The organism is Microbacterium sp. BH-3-3-3, from assembly GCF_007679045.1.
Classification (GTDB): domain Bacteria; phylum Actinomycetota; class Actinomycetes; order Actinomycetales; family Microbacteriaceae; genus Microbacterium; species Microbacterium algihabitans.
In genome coordinates this window covers 270,194-291,501 of record NZ_VEFS01000004.1, presented here as the reverse complement: position 1 = coordinate 291,501, position 21,308 = coordinate 270,194, and the positions used below count along the sequence as shown (strand labels likewise).

General features: G+C 71.0%; 22 protein-coding genes and 1 tRNA gene. 10 read left to right on the top strand and 13 right to left on the bottom strand.

The features are described 5' to 3' along the window. The first annotated feature begins 304 nt into the window (after positions 1-304). Positions 305-430 carry a hypothetical protein gene (locus tag FS769_RS17115; RefSeq protein WP_260979764.1) on the top strand — a complete coding sequence of 42 codons (126 nt, stop codon included), beginning with the start codon at positions 305-307 and terminating at the stop codon, positions 428-430. A gap of 12 nt (positions 431-442) precedes the next feature. Here FS769_RS17115 and FS769_RS13620 read toward each other — a convergent pair whose 3' ends face one another. The 4 genes from FS769_RS13620 to FS769_RS13605 form a co-directional block, all read right to left on the bottom strand. Then, a complete protein-coding gene (locus FS769_RS13620; protein ID WP_144834292.1) occupies positions 443-1,177 on the bottom strand; it encodes a fumarylacetoacetate hydrolase family protein in 735 nt (244 codons plus the stop codon). 103 nt (positions 1,178-1,280) lie between these two features. Then, positions 1,281-2,696, bottom strand: coding sequence for an MFS transporter (locus tag FS769_RS13615; protein ID WP_144834290.1), 1,416 nt, complete (start codon positions 2,694-2,696; stop codon positions 1,281-1,283). Between the two features lie 335 nt (positions 2,697-3,031). Continuing rightward, positions 3,032-3,826, bottom strand: a complete 795-nt coding sequence (locus FS769_RS13610) for an IclR family transcriptional regulator (protein WP_144834289.1) — start codon at positions 3,824-3,826, stop codon at positions 3,032-3,034. Positions 3,827-3,867: 41 nt separating this feature from the next. Further along, on the bottom strand, positions 3,868-4,923 hold the full coding sequence (locus FS769_RS13605) for a D-2-hydroxyacid dehydrogenase (protein ID WP_396652423.1): 1,056 nt from the start codon (positions 4,921-4,923) through the stop codon (positions 3,868-3,870). A 108-nt stretch (positions 4,924-5,031) separates the two neighbouring features. Between FS769_RS13605 and FS769_RS13600 the strand changes: the two genes are divergently transcribed. Then, entirely contained in the window at positions 5,032-5,910 is an 879-nt protein-coding gene (locus FS769_RS13600) for an NAD(P)-dependent oxidoreductase (RefSeq protein ID WP_144834285.1), read from the top strand. 66 nt (positions 5,911-5,976) lie between these two features. On the opposite strand, the gene FS769_RS13595 is transcribed toward FS769_RS13600, so the two are convergent. Next, complete coding sequence (locus FS769_RS13595) at positions 5,977-6,978, bottom strand: zinc-binding dehydrogenase (protein WP_144834283.1); 1,002 nt, start codon at positions 6,976-6,978, stop codon at positions 5,977-5,979. A 17-nt stretch (positions 6,979-6,995) separates the two neighbouring features. Then, complete coding sequence (locus FS769_RS13590) at positions 6,996-7,775, bottom strand: SDR family oxidoreductase (RefSeq protein ID WP_144834281.1); 780 nt, start codon at positions 7,773-7,775, stop codon at positions 6,996-6,998. Between the two features lie 214 nt (positions 7,776-7,989). Between FS769_RS13590 and FS769_RS13585 the strand changes: the two genes are divergently transcribed. The 6 genes from FS769_RS13585 (at position 7,990) to FS769_RS13560 (ending at position 13,697) form a co-directional block, all read left to right on the top strand. Beyond that, the gene (locus tag FS769_RS13585) at positions 7,990-8,685 is read left to right on the top strand and encodes a FadR/GntR family transcriptional regulator (RefSeq protein ID WP_144834279.1); all 696 of its coding nucleotides are present in this window, start codon (positions 7,990-7,992) and stop codon (positions 8,683-8,685) included. A 35-nt stretch (positions 8,686-8,720) separates the two neighbouring features. Further along, positions 8,721-9,239 carry a gluconokinase gene (locus tag FS769_RS13580; protein WP_144834277.1) on the top strand — a complete coding sequence of 173 codons (519 nt, stop codon included), beginning with the start codon at positions 8,721-8,723 and terminating at the stop codon, positions 9,237-9,239. A gap of 88 nt (positions 9,240-9,327) precedes the next feature. Continuing rightward, positions 9,328-10,923, top strand: a complete 1,596-nt coding sequence (gene gndA, locus FS769_RS13575) for an NADP-dependent phosphogluconate dehydrogenase (protein ID WP_144834275.1) — start codon at positions 9,328-9,330, stop codon at positions 10,921-10,923. Positions 10,924-10,939: 16 nt separating this feature from the next. Further along, the gene (locus FS769_RS13570) at positions 10,940-11,407 is read left to right on the top strand and encodes a VanZ family protein (protein ID WP_144834273.1); all 468 of its coding nucleotides are present in this window, start codon (positions 10,940-10,942) and stop codon (positions 11,405-11,407) included. Between the two features lie 5 nt (positions 11,408-11,412). Beyond that, positions 11,413-12,147, top strand: coding sequence for a response regulator transcription factor (locus FS769_RS13565; RefSeq protein ID WP_144834271.1), 735 nt, complete (start codon positions 11,413-11,415; stop codon positions 12,145-12,147). Positions 12,148-12,260: 113 nt separating this feature from the next. Further along, positions 12,261-13,697, top strand: coding sequence for an ATP-binding protein (locus FS769_RS13560; RefSeq protein WP_186325554.1), 1,437 nt, complete (start codon positions 12,261-12,263; stop codon positions 13,695-13,697). Between the two features lie 96 nt (positions 13,698-13,793). Here the strand turns inward: FS769_RS13560 and FS769_RS13555 are convergent, their stop codons facing one another. The 7 genes from FS769_RS13555 to FS769_RS13525 form a co-directional block, all read right to left on the bottom strand. Next, the gene (locus tag FS769_RS13555; protein ID WP_144834269.1) at positions 13,794-14,396 is read right to left on the bottom strand and encodes a hypothetical protein; all 603 of its coding nucleotides are present in this window, start codon (positions 14,394-14,396) and stop codon (positions 13,794-13,796) included. Positions 14,397-14,440: 44 nt separating this feature from the next. After that, positions 14,441-15,994, bottom strand: coding sequence for an FAD-dependent oxidoreductase (locus FS769_RS13550; protein WP_144834267.1), 1,554 nt, complete (start codon positions 15,992-15,994; stop codon positions 14,441-14,443). After that, entirely contained in the window at positions 15,991-16,866 is an 876-nt protein-coding gene (locus FS769_RS13545; RefSeq protein ID WP_144834265.1) for an FAD:protein FMN transferase, read from the bottom strand. The genes FS769_RS13550 and FS769_RS13545 overlap by 4 nt, the downstream gene beginning before the upstream one ends. A 5-nt stretch (positions 16,867-16,871) precedes the next feature. After that, complete coding sequence (locus tag FS769_RS13540) at positions 16,872-17,363, bottom strand: hypothetical protein (protein WP_144834263.1); 492 nt, start codon at positions 17,361-17,363, stop codon at positions 16,872-16,874. A 268-nt stretch (positions 17,364-17,631) separates the two neighbouring features. Then, positions 17,632-18,666, bottom strand: coding sequence for a ribose-phosphate diphosphokinase (locus FS769_RS13535; RefSeq protein WP_144834261.1), 1,035 nt, complete (start codon positions 18,664-18,666; stop codon positions 17,632-17,634). Beyond that, on the bottom strand, positions 18,656-20,104 hold the full coding sequence (gene glmU, locus FS769_RS13530) for a bifunctional UDP-N-acetylglucosamine diphosphorylase/glucosamine-1-phosphate N-acetyltransferase GlmU (RefSeq protein WP_144834259.1): 1,449 nt from the start codon (positions 20,102-20,104) through the stop codon (positions 18,656-18,658). Before glmU ends, FS769_RS13535 begins: the two co-directional genes overlap by 11 nt. A 1-nt stretch (position 20,105) precedes the next feature. Further along, a tRNA-Gln gene (locus tag FS769_RS13525) sits at positions 20,106-20,177 on the bottom strand. Between the two features lie 145 nt (positions 20,178-20,322). On the opposite strand from FS769_RS13525, the gene FS769_RS13520 reads away from it, so the two are divergent. After that, positions 20,323-20,775 carry a MarR family winged helix-turn-helix transcriptional regulator gene (locus tag FS769_RS13520; RefSeq protein ID WP_144834339.1) on the top strand — a complete coding sequence of 151 codons (453 nt, stop codon included), beginning with the start codon at positions 20,323-20,325 and terminating at the stop codon, positions 20,773-20,775. Next, complete coding sequence (locus tag FS769_RS13515; protein WP_144834257.1) at positions 20,772-21,284, top strand: hypothetical protein; 513 nt, start codon at positions 20,772-20,774, stop codon at positions 21,282-21,284. Before FS769_RS13520 ends, FS769_RS13515 begins: the two co-directional genes overlap by 4 nt. Positions 21,285-21,308 lie beyond the last annotated feature (24 nt).

Genomic DNA, 21,308 nt, shown 5'->3' with positions numbered 1-21,308 from the left:
ATGTTCTCCTCGCGGGCTCGTGTCCCGCAGCTTGTGAGCGGACATGGTCCGCACCTGTGTGGTCTGGATTCGACTCGAACGCGAGCGCGTGAGGAAAGCCGGGAGCCTGCTTCACTGCGTCGATCACGGATGCCCTGTGCACCCGTGGGCGCCCGAGGATGCATCCCTCGCCGAAGTTCCCGGGAAGTCTACCAGTGCGACGCGCCGCTCACGACCCGGCCGAGGAGGCACGAGGCGGCAGGAGTCCGGAGCAGTCCCCGACCGCCGGTAGGATCGAAGAGCCACACCGACCCGGAGGATCATCATGGACAGCGGCTTCTTCTCTCACGTCGTGCTCTGGGTCATCGGCGGCATCGCGACCATCGGCGGCATCGGCGCGATCGGGGCCCTCTTCTCGCTCGGCCGCAACGCGTCCTACAAGAAGCACTGACGCACCGCCGCCCTACGACGTCGGCGTCGTGAGCCGCAGGCCCGCGACGACGACCTCCACCGTCTCCCCCGGACGGACCGGCGCCTGCGAGAACGGCGCCCCCATCATCACGACGTCGCCCGACCCCAGCGTGGTCCAGCCCGCGACGTAGGCGAGGCACTCGCGCAGCGACATCGGCAGGCGGTTCGACGACGTCTCGGCACGCACCTCGCCGTCGGCCGACAGCCGCATCGGCAGATCGTCGTCGATCGAGAGCGCGGCGTCTATCAGGGGCCCGAGCGGGGTGTACCCCTGCCCGGACTTCGACTCGAAGTTGCGGGGATCGAACGCGGCGCGATCGGGGCTCGACAGATCGTTCACCGCGGTGATGCCGAGGACGTACTCGTGCGCCGTCTCGACGGTGAGACCCGTCGTGTCGCGACCGATCACCACCGCCACCTCCGCCTCGGCCACCGTCACGCCGGCGTCCCGGCGCAGTCGGACGGGGGCTCCGGATGCCGTGACCGTGCGCGGACTCTTCAGCCACGCCTGCACGGGAGAGGCGTGGTCCGGTCCGTTCTGCGCGATGCCGACGACGACCGTGGGCACGCACGGGGCCAAGAGGACCCCCGTGATCGCGTCACCCTCGTCGGCGGGGATGACACCCGCCTCGAACGCGGCGAAGGGGTCACCGATCGGGACGAAGGTCGTGCCCTCGACGCGGACCGTGCGCGGACCGTTCGCCGTCATCAACCGGGCGATCCGCATCAGCGCACCGCCTCGGAGGCCTCAGCGCGGACCCCCGTCGAGGATTCCGCGGGGAGCGCCGGCGCCCCCACCAGGCTGCCGACGCTCCCCCGCTCGTCGCGCGTCACCGGATCGTCCGGACGGTCACGGTCGTGGCATCCACGCCCTCGCCGGCTTCTTCGCGCGAAACCTTGATCGCATCGTCGGTGCGCGTGAGGTCGCGGCGCAGCGTCTCGGGCACGAGGAAGGTCGATGCGGTGGTGATGAGAGCCAGGGTGCCCATGTAGATCGCCAGCAGCAGCCAGTTCGCCCCGCTCACGGCGATGATGTACGCGCCCAGGACTCCGGCGAGGCCACCGGCGAGCACCGCGGAGATCTCACGGGCCATCGCGACACCGAGGTAGCGGTGACGGTTGCCGAAGAGCTCGGGGAGCATCGCGCACTGGGGTCCGAGCATCGAGTTGACGGCGACGCCGATGCCGATCGCGATGACCGCGATGGTGATCGGGTAGCTGCCGAGCGAGATCAGCCACCAGGCCGGGAAGGTGAAGACCAGCATGAACACCGCGCCCATGCGGTAGACCGTGCGGCGCCCCATGCGGTCGGACAGGGCACCCGAGAGCGGGACCGAGAAGACGCCGATGAGCGAGCCGAGGGTGACACCCCAGGTGAGCAGGCTGCGGTCGGCCTGGCCGCCGACCGAGGCGACGAAGAAGGTCAGCGCGAGCGTGTTGAACATGTACGACCCGCCGTTCTCGGCCATGCGCAGGCCGATGCCGACGATGATGCCCGGCAGACCCCGCGTGAAGATGTCGCGGATCGGGCGCTCGGCGATCTGATCGTGCTTCTCGAGCTCGATGAAGGTCGGCGTCTCACGCAGGCGCATGCGGATGAACAGCGCGAGCAGGATCAGCACGAACGAGGCCAGGAACGGCACGCGCCAGCCCCAGCTGAGCAGCTGGTCTTCGGGCAGCAGCGAGATGAGGCTGAAGACGACCGCCGCCAGGAGGGTTCCCGCCTGGATGCCGATGAAGGGCAGGGCCGAGAAGAAGCCGCGGCGCTTGACCGGGGCGTACTCGGCCATCAGGACCGTGGCCCCGGCCTGCTCGGCGCCGGCGCCGAAGCCCTGCAGCAGACGCATGATCACGAGGAGGATCGGCGCGAGGACGCCGACCGCCTCGTACGTCGGCAGCAGGCCGATCGCCGTGGACGCTCCGCCCATCAACAGGATCGTGATGACCAGCACCCACTTACGGCCGAGCTTGTCGCCGAGGACGCCGAAGAACAGACCGCCGAAGGGACGGGCGAGGAAGCCCACGCCGTAGGTCGCGAAGGCCGCGACCGTGGCGAGGGCGGGGTCGTCCTGCGAGAAGAACAGGACGTTGAAGATCAGGGCCGTCGAGAGGCCGTAGAGCGCGAAGTCGAAGTACTCGAGCGCGCTGCCGATGCTCGAGGCGAGCGTGGCGCGGCGGAGGTTCGCTGCGTATTCGGGGTCATCCGTCGGCTGCGTCGTCGTGGTGGATGAAGTGGTCACGGCCATCTCCTTCGATCGGCTGGGGTCTTGCGACTGGGCCGACTGTACCAACTGAGTGGACGGAGTTCAATATGTTGAACAGGATCCGAACGACACCGTGCCCGGGCCCGCGGGTTTGGGGCGTGATTCGTCGTTCGGGGCGGAGATTCTCCGCCCCGAACGACGGAATCCGCCCCGAACCCCGGAGGCGCAGCGCAGAGACCAATCCGCGCGTACGGCGGGGCCGAGCGCATCGAGCAGATCGGCGGCGCGGCGGGTCGACGAAGGCGAGACGGGCTGACGGGTTGGCCGGCGACGCAGGTCAGCGCCCGCGCCGAGCGGAGCGGTCGGCCCGCGTCGGGTCAGCGACCGCGGGACGCGCTGAACGGGTTGGTCAGCGCCGCGGCGGCCTCGCGCAGCGCGGCGCCGACGCGCGCGATGCGCTCGGGCGTGGCATCCGCCACCGGAAGACCCACGCCCAGAGCCAGCTGCGGGTCGCCGGGCGCCCACCCCTCGAGAGGGACGGCGACGCCCACGATGCCGCGGAACGACTCCTCTTCGTCGACCGACCAGCCGCGCTCGCGCGAGGCGGCGATCTTGGCGATCACCGCATCGACGTCGAGGGTGCTGTGGTCGGTGAGCTTGGGCAGCGGGCGGCCGCGCGTGAGGAGAGCCCGCACGTCGTCGTCGGTGCGCGTCATCAGCAGCGCCCGGCCCGTCGCCGAGAGCGCCGCGGGGAGGCGCGAGCCGAGGGGCGTGCCCATGCGGATCGATCGAGACCCCTCGTAGCGGGCGAGGTAGAGGGCGTCGGCGTCATCGAGCACCGCGACCTGCACGAGCTCGGCCGCGAGCACCGGCGACGACTCGCACACGGCGTAGAACTCGCGCACCTGATTGAACTGCGCGGCGAAGGCGCCGCCGAGTTCGGCGGTGCGGATGCCGAGACGGTAGCCGAGGGGGACGCGCTCGATCATGCGCGCCGCTTCGAGCGAGAGGCAGATGTTCGCCGTCGACGACTTCGCCAGGCCCAGGCCCGCGGCGAGCTCGGTGAGGGTCAGGGTGCGCCCCGCCTCGGCGAGCAGACCCAGGAGTCGGATGCTGCGCCCCACGGCCGGTGCCGGATCACGCGCGATCTCGCTCACGTCGTCGTCGCTCACCGCGGCCCCCTCATCTTGCCGGCGTCACAGGTCGCGACACCTCAGTAGAACTCGACCGTATCGACAACCGCTCGCATCGGCTCGCCGTCGAGCAGGCGCGTGGCGTTCTCCGCGAAGCGGCGGGCGATGCGCTCCTCTTCTTTACTGCTGAGCGCGGCGGTGTGCGGGCTCACCAGGACCGACGGATGCCGCCACAGCGGCGAATCCTCGGGAAGGGGCTCCACCTCGAACACGTCGAGCGCGGCGAACGACACCCGGCCGTCGTCGAGGGCGGCGAGCAGGGCTTCTTCGTCGATCACGGTGCCCCGCCCCACGCTGGCGAGGATGACGCCGGGCTTCACCGCGGCGAGCACGTCGGCGCCGATGAGGTGGTGCGTCTGGTCCGTGCCGGGGAGGGTGACGACGATGGCGTCCACCTCGGCGACGGCCGCGACGAGGTCGTCGAGCGGAACGAGTCGGTCGACCCCCTCGACGGGGGCTCCACTGCGGGTGGTCCCCCACACCTCGGCACCCAGGGCGTGGAAGCGTCGGGCGCACTCGGCGCCGATTCCGCCGAGGCCGACCACGAGCACGGTCATCTCGTCGACCTGGCGCATCTCCCAGCGTTCGCTCCAGTGCTTCTCGGCCTGGTCGCGCGCGAGGCGAGGCAGGCCCTTGGCCCCGGCCATCACCCCGAAGACCGCGAACTCGGCGAGGGGGCCGCCGTGCACGCCCGCGCTGGTGGTGAAGGTGACGCGATCGAGGGCCTCGCGGTCGAGATCGGCGGCCTTGACCTGTCCCCCGCCTCCGGCGGCGGTCGTCATCACCCAGCGCAGACGCGGGTTCGCCGCGACCGTGCGGGCGAGGGCGGCGGGGTCGACGTCGGGGATGCCGAAGAGCGCCTCCGCGGAATCGACCATCTCGTCGAAGGCCCGCTGCTGTTCGGCGGTACGCTCGTGGTCCGGGTCGCCCGACCAGTCGGCCGGTCCGCGCATCGGGTGCGTGAGCGAAGGATCGCGCACGAGCTCGAGACGCGGCTCGAGGCGTTCGATGAGCCGGCAGTGCTCTTCTTTCAGGGGCACCGCGACCACCGCGCGAAGACTGGACCGTGTCGACATCGTCGTCATTCCCTTCGCCGCCGCGGGTGGACCGCGACGGTCTCTTTCGAACTCTGTTCACCATATTGAACCCTGTACAACCTGTTGTCCAGCCGGTAGGATCGGTTCATGACAACGCTCGATGACGTGCGACTCGGCGTGTGGGGCCTCGGCGCCATGGGCGAGCCGATGGCCTCGCACCTGCTCTCCGCCCGCGGATCCCTCACCGTTCACGCGCGGCGAGAGAGACCCGGTCTCACCGGAGCCGGAGCCGTCTGGGCTCCCACCGCCCGCGAGCTGGCGGAGGCGACGGATGCCGTGCTGGTGATGCTCCCCGATCTCCCCCAGCTCGAAGAGCACCTCGACGGCCCCGACGGGCTGCTCGCCGGCGTCGGCGGACGGGACTTCCTGCTCCTGATCGGGTCGACGTCGTCGCCCGTCGGCGTCCGAGAGCTCGCCGATCGGCTGCCCGACGGCATCCGGATCGTGGACTGCCCCGTGTCGGGCGGCGAAGACGGCGCGAAGGCCGGGACCCTGTCGATCATGCTCGGCGGCGACGAGGCCGACACCGATCGGGCGGCCGCCCTGCTCGCCCCGTGCGGCACCCCCGTGCGGCTCGGGCCCCTCGGCGCGGGCGAGGTGGCGAAGGCCTGCAACCAGATGGTGGTGGCGGCGACGATCCTCGCGCTGGGCGAGGCGACCGAGCTGGCCGCGCGATCCGGCGTCGACCCCGCCGCCCTCTGGGAGCTGCTCGGCGGCGGGTACGCCGGGTCGAATCTGCTGCAGAGCCGACGCGAGAAGCTCGTCACCGGCGACGACTCCCCCAGCGGCGTCGCCTCGTACATGGTGAAAGACCTGCGCTTCGCCGCCGACATCGCCGAGGCCACCTCGACGTTGCCCGCTCTACTGCCCGCGCTGCGCGCCGCCTTCGACGAGATCGTCGAGCGCGACCTGGGCGACCGCGACATCGCCGTGACGCGCCGGTTCACCGCCGAACGCAGCTCCTGACGCCGGAACCACTCCGAGAACGACGAAGCGGAGCGGCCCGAGGGCCGCTCCGCTTCGTCGTATCAGTCAGAGGGCGAAGACGACCTTGCCCGACCGCTCGGAGTCGCGCGCGACGGCGAAGGCCTCGTCGGCATCCGTCACCGCGAACTCGTGCGTGATCGCCCTCTCGATCGCCGGGTTCGCCGCGAGCAGCTCCACGGCCGCGTCGATCTCGTCGCGGAAGCGGAAGGCACCGAAGTAGCGCACCTCCTTCGAGATGAACGGTGCGAGGTTCACGGGCCGCGCGTCGTCGGGCAGCATGCCGACCTGCACGACCGTGCCGCCCGCGCGCACCGCCTTCAAGGCCGTCGAGATCGAGACGGGCACGCCCGAGCATTCGAGGACCACCGCGTAGGCACCGGCCTCGACGGCCTCGGTCGAGACGTCGATCGTCGCCTGGGCGCCAAGGGCCCGAGCGCGTTCGAGAGGACCCGCGAGCACGTCGGTCGCGGTGACGCGCGCCCCGGCGGCGGTGGCTGCGGCGACGGCCATCAGGCCGATGGGCCCGGATCCGGTGACCAGCACCTCGAGACCCTCCACCGGGCCCGTCTTGCCGAGGGCGTGCAGAGCGACGGCGAGCGGCTCGGCGAGCACGGCCCGACGCACCGGCAGCTCGGTCGGCAGCGGGCGCACCATGCCGCTCTCGACGATCAGGTACTCGGATGCCGCGCCCTGGGTGTGCGGCCAGGTGGAGGCACTGCCGAGGTACGAGCCCCCGGGCCACAGGTGCGGAGCGTCTTCGATGCCCTCGCGCGGCGTGCCGAACCGGGCGGGGTGCACGGTCACGGGCGTTCCCGGAGCGAGCGCCCCTGAGGGGTCGAGATCGACCGTGCCGGAGAGCTCGTGCCCGGGCACGAGCGGCTCGCGCACCACGAACGCGCCGTTGGCGCCGTCGAAGAAGTAGTGCAGGTCGGATCCACAGATGCCGACGTAGGCGACCCGCAGACGGACCTGGCCCTCCTCCGGCTCGGGGACGGCGACCTCGCGCACGGCGGCGGTGCGAGCCGACTCGATCAGCAGCGATTTCATGGTGTGCTCCTCCACGATCAGACGACTGCCGTCATTCCGCCGTCGACGAAGATGTTCTGCCCCGACACGAAGCTCGAGGCGTCGGATGCCAGGAAGAGCAGCGCCCCGCGCAGCTCGTCGAAGTCGCCCCAGCGGGCGGCCGGCGTGCGCTGGGTCAGCCAACGGGTGAACTCGGGGTCGTCGACGAGGTCGCGGTTCATCTCGGTCGCGAAGTACCCCGGGCTGAGGGCGTTGACCTGGATGCCGTGGCGGGCGAGGTCGGCCGCCATGCCGGCGGTCAGCTGCGCGACGCCGCCCTTGGTGGCCGAGTACGGCGCGATCGTCTGGCGCGCCAGGCGCGACTGCACCGAGGCGACGTTGACGACCTTGCCGGAGCCGCGCGCGACCATCGCGGGGGTGACGAAACGCGAGACGTAGAAGACGCCCGACAGGTTGGCGGCGACGATGTCGTCCCAGTCCGACACCGCGAACTCGTGGATCGGCGCGCGGCGCTGGACGCCGGCGTTGTTGACGAGGATGTCGGGCACGCCGACCGCCTCCACGACTCCCCCGATCGCGGCCTCGACGGCCGCGGCATCCGTGACGTCGAACACGACGGCGTGGGCGGGGCGACCCGACAGCTCCTCAGCCTCGGCGCGGGTGCGCTCCACGGCATCCGCGTCCCGACCGTGCACGATCACGCGGGCGCCGCCGCGCGCGAGGGTGAGGGCCAGCGCGCGGCCGAGGCCCCGCGACGAGCCGGTGACGAGCGCGAGCCGATCGGAGACGTCGAACAGGCCGGCGTTCGAGCCCGTCACAGCAGCGCCCCGATGCCGAAGACGGCCAGGGCGCGCTGGGGCGCAATGTCGAGTGTGTCAGTCCAGTCGTCCATGAGATCTCCGTTGATTCGAGGCGTCGGACGCGTTGCGGGAATGCCGTCAGCCCTGCGCCCTGCGAAGCGGTCGTCGCATCTTTGCATAATAATCATATCTTTGCCAAGATAAGGTCGTACCTAAGACCCGAGGAGGGGTAATGGCTCGAGCGATGCACGGCTCGCTGGTCGACGCGATCGGCATCCGCATCGTCGACGGCGATCTGCCGCCCGGTACCGTCCTGACCCTCGCCGCCCTCGAGGCCGAGTACGCCGTTTCGCGCACCGTCGTGCGCGAGGCCGTCCGCTCCCTCGAAGCGATGGGCCTCCTGTCCCAGCGCCGCCGCGTCGGACTCACCGTGCGCGAGCCCGAGCACTGGAGCGCCCTCGACACCCGCCTCATCGGGTGGCAGCTCGCAGGTCGCCGGCGCGACCAGCTGATCGTCAACACCACCGAGCTCCGCGCGGCGGTCGAACCCGTCGCCGCCCGACTGAGCGCTCGGCGCGCCACCGACATCCAGCGCGGCGAGATCCTGCGTCTGGCCGACGAGCTCGCCCGCCTCGGTGCGGCCGGCCTCGGCAACTCCCCCGAGTACCTCGCGGCCGACATCGCCTTCCACGACCTCATCCTCATCTCGAGCGGCAACCTCATGCTGGCCGCCGCCCGCGCCCCCATCGCCGCCGCGATCGAGGGACGAGCGATGCACGGGCTCACCCCGGGGGTCCCGAACCCCGACGCCCTCGACAACCACGTCGCCACGGCCGAGGCCATCGGACGCGCCGACGCCGACGCCGCCGAGGAGCACACGCGCCTGTACGTCGCCGCCGTGCTCACCGAAGTGCGCCGCACCATCTGATTCCGCCCCGTCCGCTTTCGACGAAGAGAGATTCCATGACCGCTCCCGTTCCCGTCCTGGTCTTCATGGGCCCCGCCGGCACCGGCAAGTCCACCGTCGCCGGCATGCTCGCCGGCCGTCTCGGCTGGGACTTCCAAGAGGGCGACGACCTGCATCCCGCCGAGAACGTCGCCAAGATGGCATCCGGTCACGCCCTCACCGACGACGACCGCTGGCCCTGGCTCGACCGCGTCGCCGCGTGGATCGACGGGCGGATCGCCGCCGGTCGTCCGGGCATCATCACGTGCTCGGCCCTCAAGCGCAGCTACCGCGACGTGCTGCGCCGCGACGACGTCACCTTCGTGCTGCTGATGGGCGACCCGAAGCTCGTTCTCGAGCGCCTGCTGCGCCGCCAGGGCCACTACATGCCGCCCTCGCTGCTCACCTCGCAGTTCGAGACGCTGGAGATGCCGGATGCCGACGAGCAGGCGATCCGCGTCGACCTCGACCTGACCCCGGCCGAGCAGGTGCAGGAGGTCATCGACCTGCTTCAGCTCACCCATACCCCCTCCTGAAACACACGCGGGCCGAGCCGATAAAGTGGCGGAGGCGGCCCGCGTGAGCCCGCCCACCCCTTCCTCGCACCTGAACACGGAGCAACGAATGACGTCGACCCCCTCCCCGACCGGACCCTCGAGCGACCAGGATCAGGCCCCGCACACGGCCGCACAGGTGCACGAGGGTGCACCCGGCATCGAAGAGGTGGATCGTCCCACCGCCGAGGCCGACTCCCGCCCCCAGGGCGAGGGCGACGGCCGCGCCAACATCGGCGTCGTGGGCCTCGCGGTCATGGGCTCGAACCTCGCCCGCAACCTCGCGAGCCGCGAGGGCAACACGGTTGCGATCTTCAACCGCAGCAAGGACAAGACCGAGCACGTGCTCGAGCAGCACCCCGAAGCGAACTTCGTCGCCTCGTTCTCGTACGAGGACTTCGCCGCGTCGCTGTCGAAGCCGCGCACCGCGATCATCATGGTCAAGGCCGGCCGCCCCACCGACTTCGTCATCGACGAGCTCGTCAAGGTCTTCGAACCCGGCGACATCATCGTCGACGGCGGCAACGCGCTGTTCACCGATACCATCCGCCGCGAGAAGGCCGTGCGCGACACCGGCATCAACTTCGTCGGCATGGGCGTCTCGGGCGGCGAAGAGGGTGCCCTCCGCGGCCCCTCGATCATGCCCGGCGGCTCCGACGAGGCCTGGGCCACGCTCGGCCCGATCCTGAAGTCGATCGCCGCGGTCGCCGAGGGCGAGCCCTGCGTCACGCACGTCGGCCACGACGGCGCCGGCCACTTCGTCAAGATGGTGCACAACGGCATCGAGTACGCCGACATGCAGCTCATCGCCGAGGCCTACGACCTCATCCGCCGCGCCACGGGCAAGAGCCCGGCCGAGATCGCCGACGTGTTCGCCGAGTGGAACCGCGGCGAGCTCGAGTCGTACCTCATCGAGATCACCGCCGAGGTGCTGCGCCAGACCGACGCCGACACGGGCAAGCCCCTCGTCGACGTGATCCTCGACCAGGCCGGCGCCAAGGGCACCGGCGCGTGGACCGTGCAGACCGCCCTCGACCTGGGCGTGCCCGTGTCGGGCATCGCCGAGGCCACCTTCGCGCGGTCGCTGTCGAGCCACCCCGAGCAGCGCTCGGTCTCGCGCGAGCTCCCCGGCCCCTCGGGTACCGAGGTGCTGTCGGGAGAGGACGCCGACGCGTTCATCGAGCAGGTGCGCCTGGCGCTGTACGCCTCGAAGATCGTCGCCTACTCGCAGGGCTTCGACGAGATCCGCGCCGGTGCCGCCCAGTACGACTGGAGCATCGACCTGGGTGCCGTATCGAAGATCTGGCGCGGCGGCTGCATCATCCGCGCGCAGTTCCTCAACCGCATCGCCGAGGCGTACGACGCCGAGGCCGAGCTGCCGGTGCTGCTGACCGCTCCGTACTTCGTCGAGGCGCTCGGCCGCGCGCAGGACGCGTGGCGCCACATCGTGTCGCTGTCGGCTGCCAGTGGCATCCCGGCCCCCGCCTTCAGCTCGTCGCTGGCGTACTACGACGGCCTGCGCGCCGAGCGTCTGCCCGCCGCCCTCATCCAGGGCCAGCGCGACTTCTTCGGTGCGCACACCTACCGCCGCATCGACAAGGAGGGCACGTTCCACACCCTTTGGTCGGGCGACCGCACCGAGATCGAAGCCGAAGACACCCACTGATCGCGGGATTCCGACAGTGACGAAGCGGCGGCGGGCATGGCTCGTCGCCGCTTCGTGCGTCTACGCGGTCACGGTGTGGTGGATGACGCTGCGACCGTCGATCTACGACCCCGAGGTCGGCGGCCTGCTGGCCCGGGTCCTCGCGGCTCTGCAGCTGTCGCCCCTGACGTCGTGGATCACGTTCGACGTCGTGGAGTCGGCCTCGAACGTCGCGATGTTCGTGCCGCTCGGCGTGCTGGTGATCGCCTGGGGCGGGCGGTGGTGGCACGGCCTCGTGCTGGGGACGGCGGTGTCGAGCGCGATCGAGCTGTGCCAGCTGCTGTTCCTCCCCACCCGGGTGGCCGATCTGCGCGACGTCGCGGCGAACACCCTGGGCGCGGCGATCGGGGTGGGTCTGATGCTCGTTCTCAGCCGGGCGCGACGCAGCTCACAGCATTCCCATAACGCTCGCCATAGAAAGCTCATAGATACGAGCGCACAATGAGTTCCATGACCGCGACCGCCGCCGCCCCCGCCTTCACCCGCCCCGACGGGAGCGCCCTGCGCGTGCTCGTCGTCGATGACGAGCAGATGCTCACCGACCTGTTGTCGATGGCGCTGCGCATGGAGGGCTGGGACGTGCGCACCGCCGGCTCGGGCTTCGACGCCCTGTCGGCCGCCCGGGATTTCGAACCGGATGCCATGGTGCTCGACATCATGATGCCCGACCTCGACGGCATGGCCGTGCTGCAGCGCCTGCGCCATTCGGGCAACGACGTGCCGGTGCTGTTCCTCACCGCGAAGGACGCGGTCGCCGACCGCGTGGCCGGCCTCACCGCGGGCGGCGACGACTACGTGACGAAGCCCTTCAGCCTCGAAGAGGTCGTGGCGCGCCTGCGCGGCCTGATGCGTCGTGCCGGTACCGCCCTCACCCGCGACTCGGAGCCGATCCTGCGCGTGGGCGACCTGTCGCTGAACGAGGACAGCCACGAGGTCGTGCGCGGCGACCGCGAGATCGAGCTGACCGCGACCGAGTTCGAGCTGTTGCGCTTCCTCATGCGCAACCAGCGTCGCGTGGTGTCGAAGGCGCAGATCCTCGACCGCGTGTGGAACTACGACTTCGGCGGGCGCTCGAGCGTCGTCGAGCTGTACATCTCGTACCTGCGCAAGAAGATCGACGCGGGCCACGAGCCGCTGATCCACACCGTGCGCGGCGTCGGCTACATGATCAAAGCTCCGCAGTGAGCCTTCCCCCGCGCCCCGCTCCCCCCGTCCCGCCCGAGCCCCGCGAACCGCTGCGGGCGCGCCTGCGCCGACCGTGGACGCTGCAGGCGCGGTTGATGACCGCCGTGATCGGCATGGTCGCGTTCATCCTCGTGATGATCGGCATCTCGACCAGCGCGATCTTGAGCCAGGTGCTGTTCGTCAACCTCGACGCCTCAGTGACCGAGACGGCATCCGGTCTCCAGCCCCGCGTCGTGTTCCAAGACACCGCCGACGAGGTGCTCGAGTCGGGGCGCTTTCCCGCCGGCACGCTGCTGGTGATGAATTCGCGCTCCGGCTACACCGGCGCCGTGGTCGCCGACGAGGGCGTGCGCGCACTGTCGTCGGATGACCTCGGCCAGATCGTCGACCGGCTGCGCACGGCGGATCCGACCGCCGAGACGGTCGATCTGCCGAACCTCGGCGAGTATTTGGTGCGCCTGTACCCGACCCCGGGCAGCGACGCGGCCTTCCTCGTCGGCCTCCCGCTCTCGAACGTCACCGGCACGATCGGGGCGATCCTCACCACCGTCGCCCTCGTGACCGCCGGCGGACTGCTGCTTCTCGCCGTGGTCATCGCCGTCGTGATCCGCCTCGGTCTGCGCCCCCTGCGCGCCGTGGCAGAGACGGCGACGCGTGTCGCCTCGTTGCGCATGGAAGAAGGCGACATCTCCATCGACGAGCGCGTGCCCGCTGACCTCGTCGACGAGCACACCGAGACGGGACAGGTGGCCGCCGCCCTCAACACCCTGCTCGATCGCGTCGACGCCTCGCTCACCGCGCGCCAGCGCAACGAGGAGCTCATGCGTCGCTTCGTCGCCGACGCGAGCCACGAGTTGCGCACCCCCTTGGCCTCCATCCGCGGGTTCAGCGAGCTGTCGCTGCGCGCGATGCGTCAGGCGCAGGACGACGAGAGCCGCCAGCGCACGGCCCTGGCCGTGGAGACCACCGAGCAGTCGCTCGAGCGCATCCAGGCCCAGTCGTTGCGGATGACCACGCTCGTCGAAGACCTGCTGCTGCTCGCCCGCCTCGACGAGGGGCAGGAGCTGGTCTACGGCTCGGTGGACCTCACGCGGCTCGCCGTCGAGGCCGTCGGCGACGCGCGCCCCGCCGGCCCGGACCACTCGTGGACGATCGACGTGCCCGACACCCCCGTCGAGCTCGCCGGCGACGCCTCACGCCTCCACCAGGTGATCGCGAACCTGCTCGCCAACGCCCGCACCCACACTCCCGCCGGGAGCGTGGTGAACGTCTCGGTCGCGCACGAAGGCGCCGAGGCGGTGCTGCGGGTGCACGACAACGGGCCCGGAATCGACCCCTCGGTCGCCTCGCAGCTGTTCGAGCGCTTCGCCCGCGGCGACCGATCGCGCGACCGCAAGACCGGCGGCACGGGCCTGGGCCTGTCGATCGCGCGGGCGATCGTCGACGCGCACCGCGGCACGATCACGGTGACCAGTTCGCCCGGCGACACGACCTTCGAGGTGCGCCTCCCCGCCAAGCCGGCCGACCCCGCGGGCGCGGCGACGGCCTGAGACGTCCCGCGGACTCGGCGGGTCCGTTGCGGGCGCGGCGACGGCCTGAGCAGAAGACGGCTCCGGATGCCGAGACTCAGGCGCTCAGCGCTCGCCTCAGCCCCACAGCGGCTTCACCGACGGCGCGAGAGCGGCGATCCGCCCGCCGTCGAGGACGACCCGCGACTCGCCGATGCCGAACGCCGGCCACTGCACGACCAGTTCGAGCGGCCCCTCGGGGGGAAGCGGGTGGACCCAGAGCTGATTGCGCATCGTGTAGCGGTCGTCGTCACCGCTCCCGCTGCCGCCGTTGACGCGCATCGTGTGCCGGTCGGGGTCGGCGTCGAAGGGTGCACCGAAGCGATCCTCGGCGAACAGCCGCGTGCCGTCGCCGAGTACGAGACCCCAGCGCAGGCGATCGGGCGCGAGCGCGCCCCTCCCCCAGTGCTCCGCGAACATCTCATGCACCTGACGCCAGTCGCCTTCGTCGATCGAACCGCGCCGCAGGTGACGATCGACCAGCAGTTCGATGCCGTCGGAGAAGACCCGGACACCCGTCAGCGCGATGACGACGTTCTCTCCGCGCGCGATCACCTCGGACACGGCGAACAGCACGGGCAGCTCGTCGGCGGACGGCTCGAACGACGGATTGCGCTCTCGACGCGGCTCGACGGGCGGCTCGGTGGCGGGCGGGTCGGCGGGGAAGAATCCGGACTCCATGCCCCCACTCTCCCCGACGCCGGCCGCGCCCGCCACCTTCTCCGTCAGTACCCCGCGAACGCGTCGGTGGTCAGCGACTTCGCTTTCGACAGGGCCGGGGCGAGTGCGGAGATGAGCCGCGGCGGGCCCGACACATAGGCCGCGCGCTGCGCGAGGTCGGGCACCGCGCGCACGAGCGACGAGGCGTCGACGCGGTCCGGCCCCGCCCACTCCCAGCCCGCCGGCAGGTCACGCGGTTCGTCGCGCGAGAAGATGACGACGCGGATGCCGCTGGCGGCGATGTCGTCGCGGAACGCGAGCTCCTCGGCATCCGACACCACGTACACCAGCACGACGTCGCGCTGCTGATCGGTGGCCACGAGGTGACGCAGCTGCGAGACGAACGGCGTCACACCGATGCCCGCCGCCACCAGCAGGACGGGTGCCGTGGGCCGCGACGGCAGCACGAAATCGCCCCACACGCCCGTCACCGCGAGGGTCGAGCCCGGCTCGACCGCCGCGAGGGCGCGCTTGTACGACGACTGCGAGCCGTCTTTGAAGGCGATCCGCACCTCGGGCAGGTCTTCGGGGGCCGAAGCGATCGAGAACTCGCGACGGGTCCCGCGTCCGTCGGGCTTGCGGTGCGGCACGTCGAGCTCGAGGTACTGCCCGGGCGAGAACGAGAACGGACGCGCCGCGCGGAAGGTCAGCTCGCGCACCGTGGGGGTCAGGTCGCGGCGCCCCTCGACCTGCAGGCGCACGGCAGCGCGCAGGCAGAACAGGAAGGCCACGAGGTTGCCGACCAGCAGGGCGCGCTCCTGACCGAGCGTGACCTCGCCGACGGGGATCGGCCAGCCGGCGAGCACGCCCACCAGCACCGCCACGACGTACTGCTGCATCCGCCGCGGCGGCAGGGTCAGGGGCTCCGACAGCATGAACGCCCCGAGGAACAGGAACGGCGACGAGAACGCCACCTGCAGCAGCACGCTCGGCACATCGACGGGGAAGCCCGCCGCCTGGAACTGCACGCTCGTGCGCGTGAACGCCACCGCCATCGCGACGACCCAGAAGACCACGACGATCGGCAGCTTGTCGGTGCGCAGCAGCAGAAGCACCCCGAGCACGAGCACGGGCGCAGCGAGCCACGGCGACCCCACCCACCAGGCCGAGGAGCCCAGGTCGGGCGCCCAGATGCTGACGATCGTGAGCACCGACGCGCCGGTGGCAGCCGGGTTGAAGATGTGCCGGCCCCGCCACACGAGAAGGTACTTCGACGCGGATGCCACGACCCCGGCCAGCGCGAGTCCGGCGAGTCCCACCGGCTCGAGCGTGGGCCGCAGCACGAACAACAGGATCGCGGCCGTGATGAGCGAGGACTCCACACGCCGCGGCATCCGGAGCACGCCCTGCGCGACCAGGTCCGTCGCCACGCACGCGAGGGCGAGCACGACGGCGCTCGCGACCAGTTCGAGCGGCTCGGGGACGACGAGGCCGGCGAACGACAGCACGAGCGAGATCACCGCGAGCAGGCCGAGAGAGGCCATGACCAGGCGGTACATCGACACGCGGCCGATCAGACCGAGCACGCGGGTCGAGCCCGCGGTGAGCGTGACGCTCATGAGAACACTTCTCCTTCGAATCCGGGCGACCACTCCACGCGGCCGTCGGTGCGCATGCGAACCCACTGCGCGTTCCACGAGGCCGCGAGGCGCGGGCCACCGTCGAAGAACAACGCGGTGGCCAGGGCGTCGGCGTGCATCGCGGTGTCGGCGAGGGCCCAGGTCGCCGCGAACGCGTTCACCGGCGCACCGGTGCGGGCGTCGAGAACGTGGTGCAGGCCCTCGCCCCACGCGCGACGGTTGATGGCCGAGGCCGCCAGCGCGCCATCGGTCACGGTGGCGATACCGATCGCGCGCGAGGCGTCGTACGGGTGCTCGAGACCGACCCGCACGGGCTCCCCGCGAACGGCCAGATCGCCCGAGGCGTCGACGACGACATCGCCCTCCACGTGGGCGGTGACCACGTCGAGCACCAGGTCGACGAGTCGCCCCTTGCCGAGAGCACCGACGTCGATCGTGGCCGGGGCGCCCAGCGACAGCGTGTCGCCCCAGGTGAGCAGATCGCGCCACGCGGGCGCGGGCTGCGGCCCTCCCCACGGGGCGAGGGTGAGGCGCGCGTCGTAGCCGAGGCGCGCCAGCGCGTCGCCGACCAACGGGTTCACGGCCCCGGCGGTCGCCTCGTCGAGCTCGCGGTAGAGCGAGAGCATGGCATCCGCGTCGCTCGGAGCGGGAACGGATGCCGCGCGCCCCTCGGCCAGCTCCGACACGAGCGAGTCGGCACGGAACCTCGACCATTCGCGGTCGAAACGCTCGATGACGGCCGACACGGCGTCGCGGGCGACCGTGGGCAGCTCGGCCGCCGTGTCGATCGCCCACGACGTGCCGATCGCGTCGAACGCCCAGGTCGAGGCCGTCGCGGTCGGGGTGACCATGATCGTCAGGCCTTGGCCTCGGTCTTGATCGTGTCGACCGCCTTGTTGAAGCCGCCGCTGGTCAGCGACGAACCGGCGACCTTGCTGACCGACAGCTCGTCGAGCTTCTTGCCGACGACCTCGCTCTGGATGCCGCCGATGAACTCGCCCTGGTAGCGCTTGGATTCCGCGGCCTGGGGGTCTCCGGTCACCTCGACGGCGGTGACGGTGTCGCCGGCCACCGTGAGGGTGACGTCGATCGTCTCGACGCTCTCGGGGGTCGCGTACTGCCCGGTGGCCTCGTACGTGCCGTCCTTGTACGCACCCGACGTGCTCGAGGCGTCGGCGGCCGCGCTGGTCGACGGCGCCGAGCTCGCCGCGGGGGCGGCCTCGCTCGCGGCGGGGGCCGCGGCGTCCGACGTGCCGCCGGAGCAGCCGGCGAGCGTGACGATGCCGGCCACGCCCAACAGGGCGGTTCCGACGCGGACGGGACGGGGTACGGCTGTGGTGCGGATCATGAGGGTCCTCCTTCGGTCGTGCCTCGCGGCTCGGTCGAGCTCACGCTAGGGACACGACCTTGACGGCGAGCGGGTTCACACATTTGTGCCACCTGTGAGCGCTCGGTGCGCCGTCGTGCGGACGAGACGGTCGACACGCCCCCTCGCTAGCCGTCGGGACCGGCGTGTCGGCCCCGGAGTCCGCACGACGGCGCACGCGCGGCCTTCGAACGAACCCAGCCGCCTCCCCCGGAGGGCAGGCGGCTGGGAATGGTCGATCGGGAACTTGCTACGCGTCGCCGCCGAACATGCTCGTGACCGAGCCGTCTTCGAAGACCTCGTGGATCGCGCGCGCCAGCAGCGGCGCGATCGGCAGGACGGTGAGCCGGTCGAACCGACGCTCGGCGGAGATCGGGATGGTGTCGGTGACGACGACCTCGTCGATCGCGGGATCCTGCAGACGTTCGGTGGCCGGGTCGCTGAAGATCGCGTGCGTCGCCGCGACGATGACCTTGCGGGCACCCGACGCCTTGAGCGCCTGGGCGGCCTTCTGGATCGTGCCGCCGGTGTCGATCATGTCGTCGACGAGCAGGCAGGTGCGGCCCTTCACGTCACCGACGATCTCGTGCACCGAGACCTGGTTGGCGACCTTCGGGTCACGACGCTTGTGGATGATCGCCAGGGGCGCGCCCAGGCTGTCCGACCAGGTGTCGGCCACGCGCACGCGGCCCATGTCGGGCGAGACCACCGTGAGGGTCTCGCGGTCTTCGGTCGACAGGCCCTGCTCGAAGTGCTCGAGCAGCACCGGCTTGGCGAAAAGGTGGTCGACGGGACCGTCGAAGAAGCCCTGGATCTGCGCGGCGTGCAGGTCGACGCTCATGATGCGGTCGGCACCGGCGGTCTTGAGCAGGTCGGCGACGAGGCGCGCGCTGATGGGCTCGCGGCCGCGACCCTTCTTGTCCTGACGCGAGTACGGGAAGTACGGGGCGACCACCGTGATGCGCTTGGCCGAGGCGCGCTTGAGCGCGTCGAGCATGATGAGCAGCTCCATGAGCCACTCGTTGACCGGAGGGCCGAACGACTGGATGACGAACACGTCGCAGCCGCGGATCGACACCTCGAAGCGGGTGTAGATCTCGCCCGAGGCGAAGGTGCGGTGCTCGGTGGGGGCGAGCTCGGTGCCCAGGTGCTGCGTGACCTGCGCGGCGAGCTCGGGGTGCGACCGACCCGAGGCGACGACGAGCCGCTTCTTGGTCTTGGCGACGAGCCCGGGGGCGATGCCGTTGTCGCGGTCGAGGTCTACACGATTCTTCTTACGAGCCATCGGCCGCTTCCTGTTCAGCCCGAGCCCGCGCAGCCACGTCGGCCGCAGCGGTGCCCGGTCGGTTCTTCTCGACCCACCCCTCGATGTTGCGCTGGGGGGACACGCTGAGCGCCAGAGCACCGGCCGGAACGTCCTTGCGGATGACCGCACCGGCACCTGTCTTGGCACCGGCTCCAATCGTAACCGGCGCGACGAAGACGTTGTGCGATCCGCTGTGAACCTGGTCGCCGATGACGGTGCGGTGCTTGGCGACATCGTCGTAGTTCGCGGTGATCGCGCCGGCGCCGAGGTTGACCCCGCGGCCGATCTCGGTGTCGCCGATGTACGACAGGTGGGGCACCTTGCTGCCCTCGCCGATCGAGGAGTTCTTCACCTCGACGAAGGTGCCGACCTTACCGTTCACGCCGACGCGCGCGTTGGCGCGGAGGTAGGCGAACGGGCCGACGGTGGCGCCGGCCTCGACGACCGCGAGCGTGCCGTCGGTGCGGGTCACGGTGGCGTTCTCGCCCACCTCGCAGTCGGTCAGGCTCGTGTCGGGGCCGATGGTCGCGCCCGAGGCGATGGCTGTGGCGCCGCGCACGTGCGTGTTCGGCAGGATCGTGACGTCGGGGGCGAGCGTCGCGGTGACGTCGATCCACGTGGTGGCGGGGTCGACGACGGTGACGCCCTCGAGCTGCCAGCGGCGCACCGTGCGCGCGTTGAGGGTGCGGCCGGCCTCGGACAACTGCACGCGGTCGTTCACGCCGAGCGCCGCGGAGGCGTCGCGGGTGACGGATGCCGCGACCCCGAGCTCGGCCTCGCGCAGCAGGGCGACGACGTCGGTGAGGTACTTCTCGCCCTGCGCGTTGGCGGTGCCCACGCGCGCGAGCTGCGTGCGCAGCGGTGACGCCTGGAACACGTACACGCCGACGTTGATCTCGGTGACCGCGGCCTCTTCGGCCGAGGCGTCCTTCTGCTCGACGATGCGGCTCACGCCGTCGGTGTGATCGCGCAGGATGCGGCCGTAGCCGAAGGGCTCGTCGACGCGCGCGCTCAACAGCGTCACGGCGGTCCCGCCGGAGCGGTGGGTGGCGAGCAGCTCGGTGAGGGTGCCGGTCTCGAGCAGCGGGACGTCGGCACTGAGCACGAGGACGTCGCCCTCGAAGCCGTCGAGCGCGTCGAGGGCGACCTCGACCGCGCGCCCCGTGCCGGGCACCTCGTCCTGATCGACGACGACGACGCCGGGAGCGAGCTCCGACACCGTCTCGGCGACGAGCTCGCGCTCGTGCCGCACGACGACGACGATGCGCGCCGGGTCGAGCGAGGCGGCGGTGTCGAGCACGTGCCCGACGAGCGGGCGACCGCCCACCGGATGCAGCACCTTGGGGGTGCGCGACTTCATACGGGTGCCTTGACCCGCGGCGAGGACGACGACGGCCAGCTCGGTCGATGATGTCATGCTCCGCCGCCAGGATTCGAACCTGGACCTAACAGCTCCAAAGGCTGTCGTGCTGCCGTTACACCACGGCGGACCGCGCCCGAGGGCACCGGTCAAGTCTGCCAGACGCGGGCCCCACCGATGAGGGGCGCGCTGTCGCGACGCGGTGGGCTGGCCATAATGAGAGCGTGAGCACGAGCCAGGACAGCGACGAGGTCGACCGCATCGTCGAGGCCTGGATGCGTCAGCGCCCCGACCTCGACTTCTCGCCCCTCGAGGTGCTCTCCCGCGTCGCGCGCCTGTCGCGCCATCTCGACATCGCCCGCAAAGAGGCCTTCCGCCGCAGCGACATCGAGTCGTGGGAGTGGGACGTGCTCTCGGCCCTGCGCCGCGCGGGCGAGCCGTACCAGCTGAGCCCCAAGCAGCTGCTGCAGCAGACCCTCGTCTCGAGCGGCACGATGACCAACCGCATCGATCGCTTGGTGGCCCGCCGGTTCGTGCGCCGCGAGGCCGATCCCGGCGACGGACGCAGCATCCTGGTCACGCTCACCGAAGACGGACGCGTTCGGGTGGATGCCGCGATCACGCGCCTGGTCGACGCCGAGGCCCTGCTGCTCGACGGGCTCGCCCGCAACGACCGCGACCGCCTCGCCACGCTGCTGCGCAAGCTCAGCCTGGGGTTCGACGCGTGAGCGCGCCGACGGACGCCCCCACCCGCTGGCAGCGGGTGAAGTCGTGGTTCGACGTACGCTTCCGCTCCCCCGCCGCCATCTACGGCCTCATCGTGTTCGCGGCGTTCGTGACCATCGCCGACGACCACGCCGATTCCGTCGGCGAGGTGCTGCTGAGCGCCGCCACCTCGCTCGTCGTCTTCTTCATCGCCCACGTTTTCGCCCACACGCTCACCGAGCACGCCGATCACGGTCTGCGGCACGCGACCCGCGAGGGCATGCGGCACGGCGCGGGCATGCTCTACGCCTCGGTCCCCTCGGTGCTCGTGCTGCTCATCGCGGGCGCGACGGGCGTGTCGGTCGACGACGCGGCCGACCTGAGCATGTGGTCGACCTTCATCGTGCTCGCCCTGCTGGGCTACAACGCCTACCGCCGTCGCGGCGCGGGCCTCGCGGGCCGACTGCTCGGGGCGTTCGCCACCGCGTGCCTGGGGGTCTTCATCGTGCTACTGGAGTACGCGATCCACTGACGCGCACGAAGGCGGTTCCGGATG

Excerpts from the sequence above, each read along its gene's own strand:
- FS769_RS17115 (WP_260979764.1), top strand. The coding sequence starts at position 305 with ATGGACAGCGGCTTCTTCTCTCACGTCGTGCTCTGGGTCATCGGCGGC.
- FS769_RS13620 (WP_144834292.1), bottom strand. The coding sequence starts at position 1,177 with ATGCGGATCGCCCGGTTGATGACGGCGAACGGTCCGCGCACGGTCCGC.
- FS769_RS13615 (WP_144834290.1), bottom strand. The coding sequence starts at position 2,696 with ATGGCCGTGACCACTTCATCCACCACGACGACGCAGCCGACGGATGAC.
- FS769_RS13605 (WP_396652423.1), bottom strand. The coding sequence starts at position 4,923 with ATGTCGACACGGTCCAGTCTTCGCGCGGTGGTCGCGGTGCCCCTGAAA.
- FS769_RS13600 (WP_144834285.1), top strand. The coding sequence starts at position 5,032 with ATGACAACGCTCGATGACGTGCGACTCGGCGTGTGGGGCCTCGGCGCC.
- FS769_RS13595 (WP_144834283.1), bottom strand. The coding sequence starts at position 6,978 with ATGAAATCGCTGCTGATCGAGTCGGCTCGCACCGCCGCCGTGCGCGAG.
- FS769_RS13585 (WP_144834279.1), top strand. The coding sequence starts at position 7,990 with ATGGCTCGAGCGATGCACGGCTCGCTGGTCGACGCGATCGGCATCCGC.
- FS769_RS13580 (WP_144834277.1), top strand. The coding sequence starts at position 8,721 with ATGACCGCTCCCGTTCCCGTCCTGGTCTTCATGGGCCCCGCCGGCACC.
- gndA (WP_144834275.1), top strand. The coding sequence starts at position 9,328 with ATGACGTCGACCCCCTCCCCGACCGGACCCTCGAGCGACCAGGATCAG.
- FS769_RS13565 (WP_144834271.1), top strand. The coding sequence starts at position 11,413 with ATGACCGCGACCGCCGCCGCCCCCGCCTTCACCCGCCCCGACGGGAGC.
- FS769_RS13560 (WP_186325554.1), top strand. The coding sequence starts at position 12,261 with ATGGTCGCGTTCATCCTCGTGATGATCGGCATCTCGACCAGCGCGATC.
- FS769_RS13555 (WP_144834269.1), bottom strand. The coding sequence starts at position 14,396 with ATGGAGTCCGGATTCTTCCCCGCCGACCCGCCCGCCACCGAGCCGCCC.
- FS769_RS13550 (WP_144834267.1), bottom strand. The coding sequence starts at position 15,994 with ATGAGCGTCACGCTCACCGCGGGCTCGACCCGCGTGCTCGGTCTGATC.
- FS769_RS13545 (WP_144834265.1), bottom strand. The coding sequence starts at position 16,866 with ATGGTCACCCCGACCGCGACGGCCTCGACCTGGGCGTTCGACGCGATC.
- FS769_RS13540 (WP_144834263.1), bottom strand. The coding sequence starts at position 17,363 with ATGATCCGCACCACAGCCGTACCCCGTCCCGTCCGCGTCGGAACCGCC.
- FS769_RS13535 (WP_144834261.1), bottom strand. The coding sequence starts at position 18,666 with ATGGCTCGTAAGAAGAATCGTGTAGACCTCGACCGCGACAACGGCATC.
- glmU (WP_144834259.1), bottom strand. The coding sequence starts at position 20,104 with ATGACATCATCGACCGAGCTGGCCGTCGTCGTCCTCGCCGCGGGTCAA.
- FS769_RS13520 (WP_144834339.1), top strand. The coding sequence starts at position 20,323 with ATGCGTCAGCGCCCCGACCTCGACTTCTCGCCCCTCGAGGTGCTCTCC.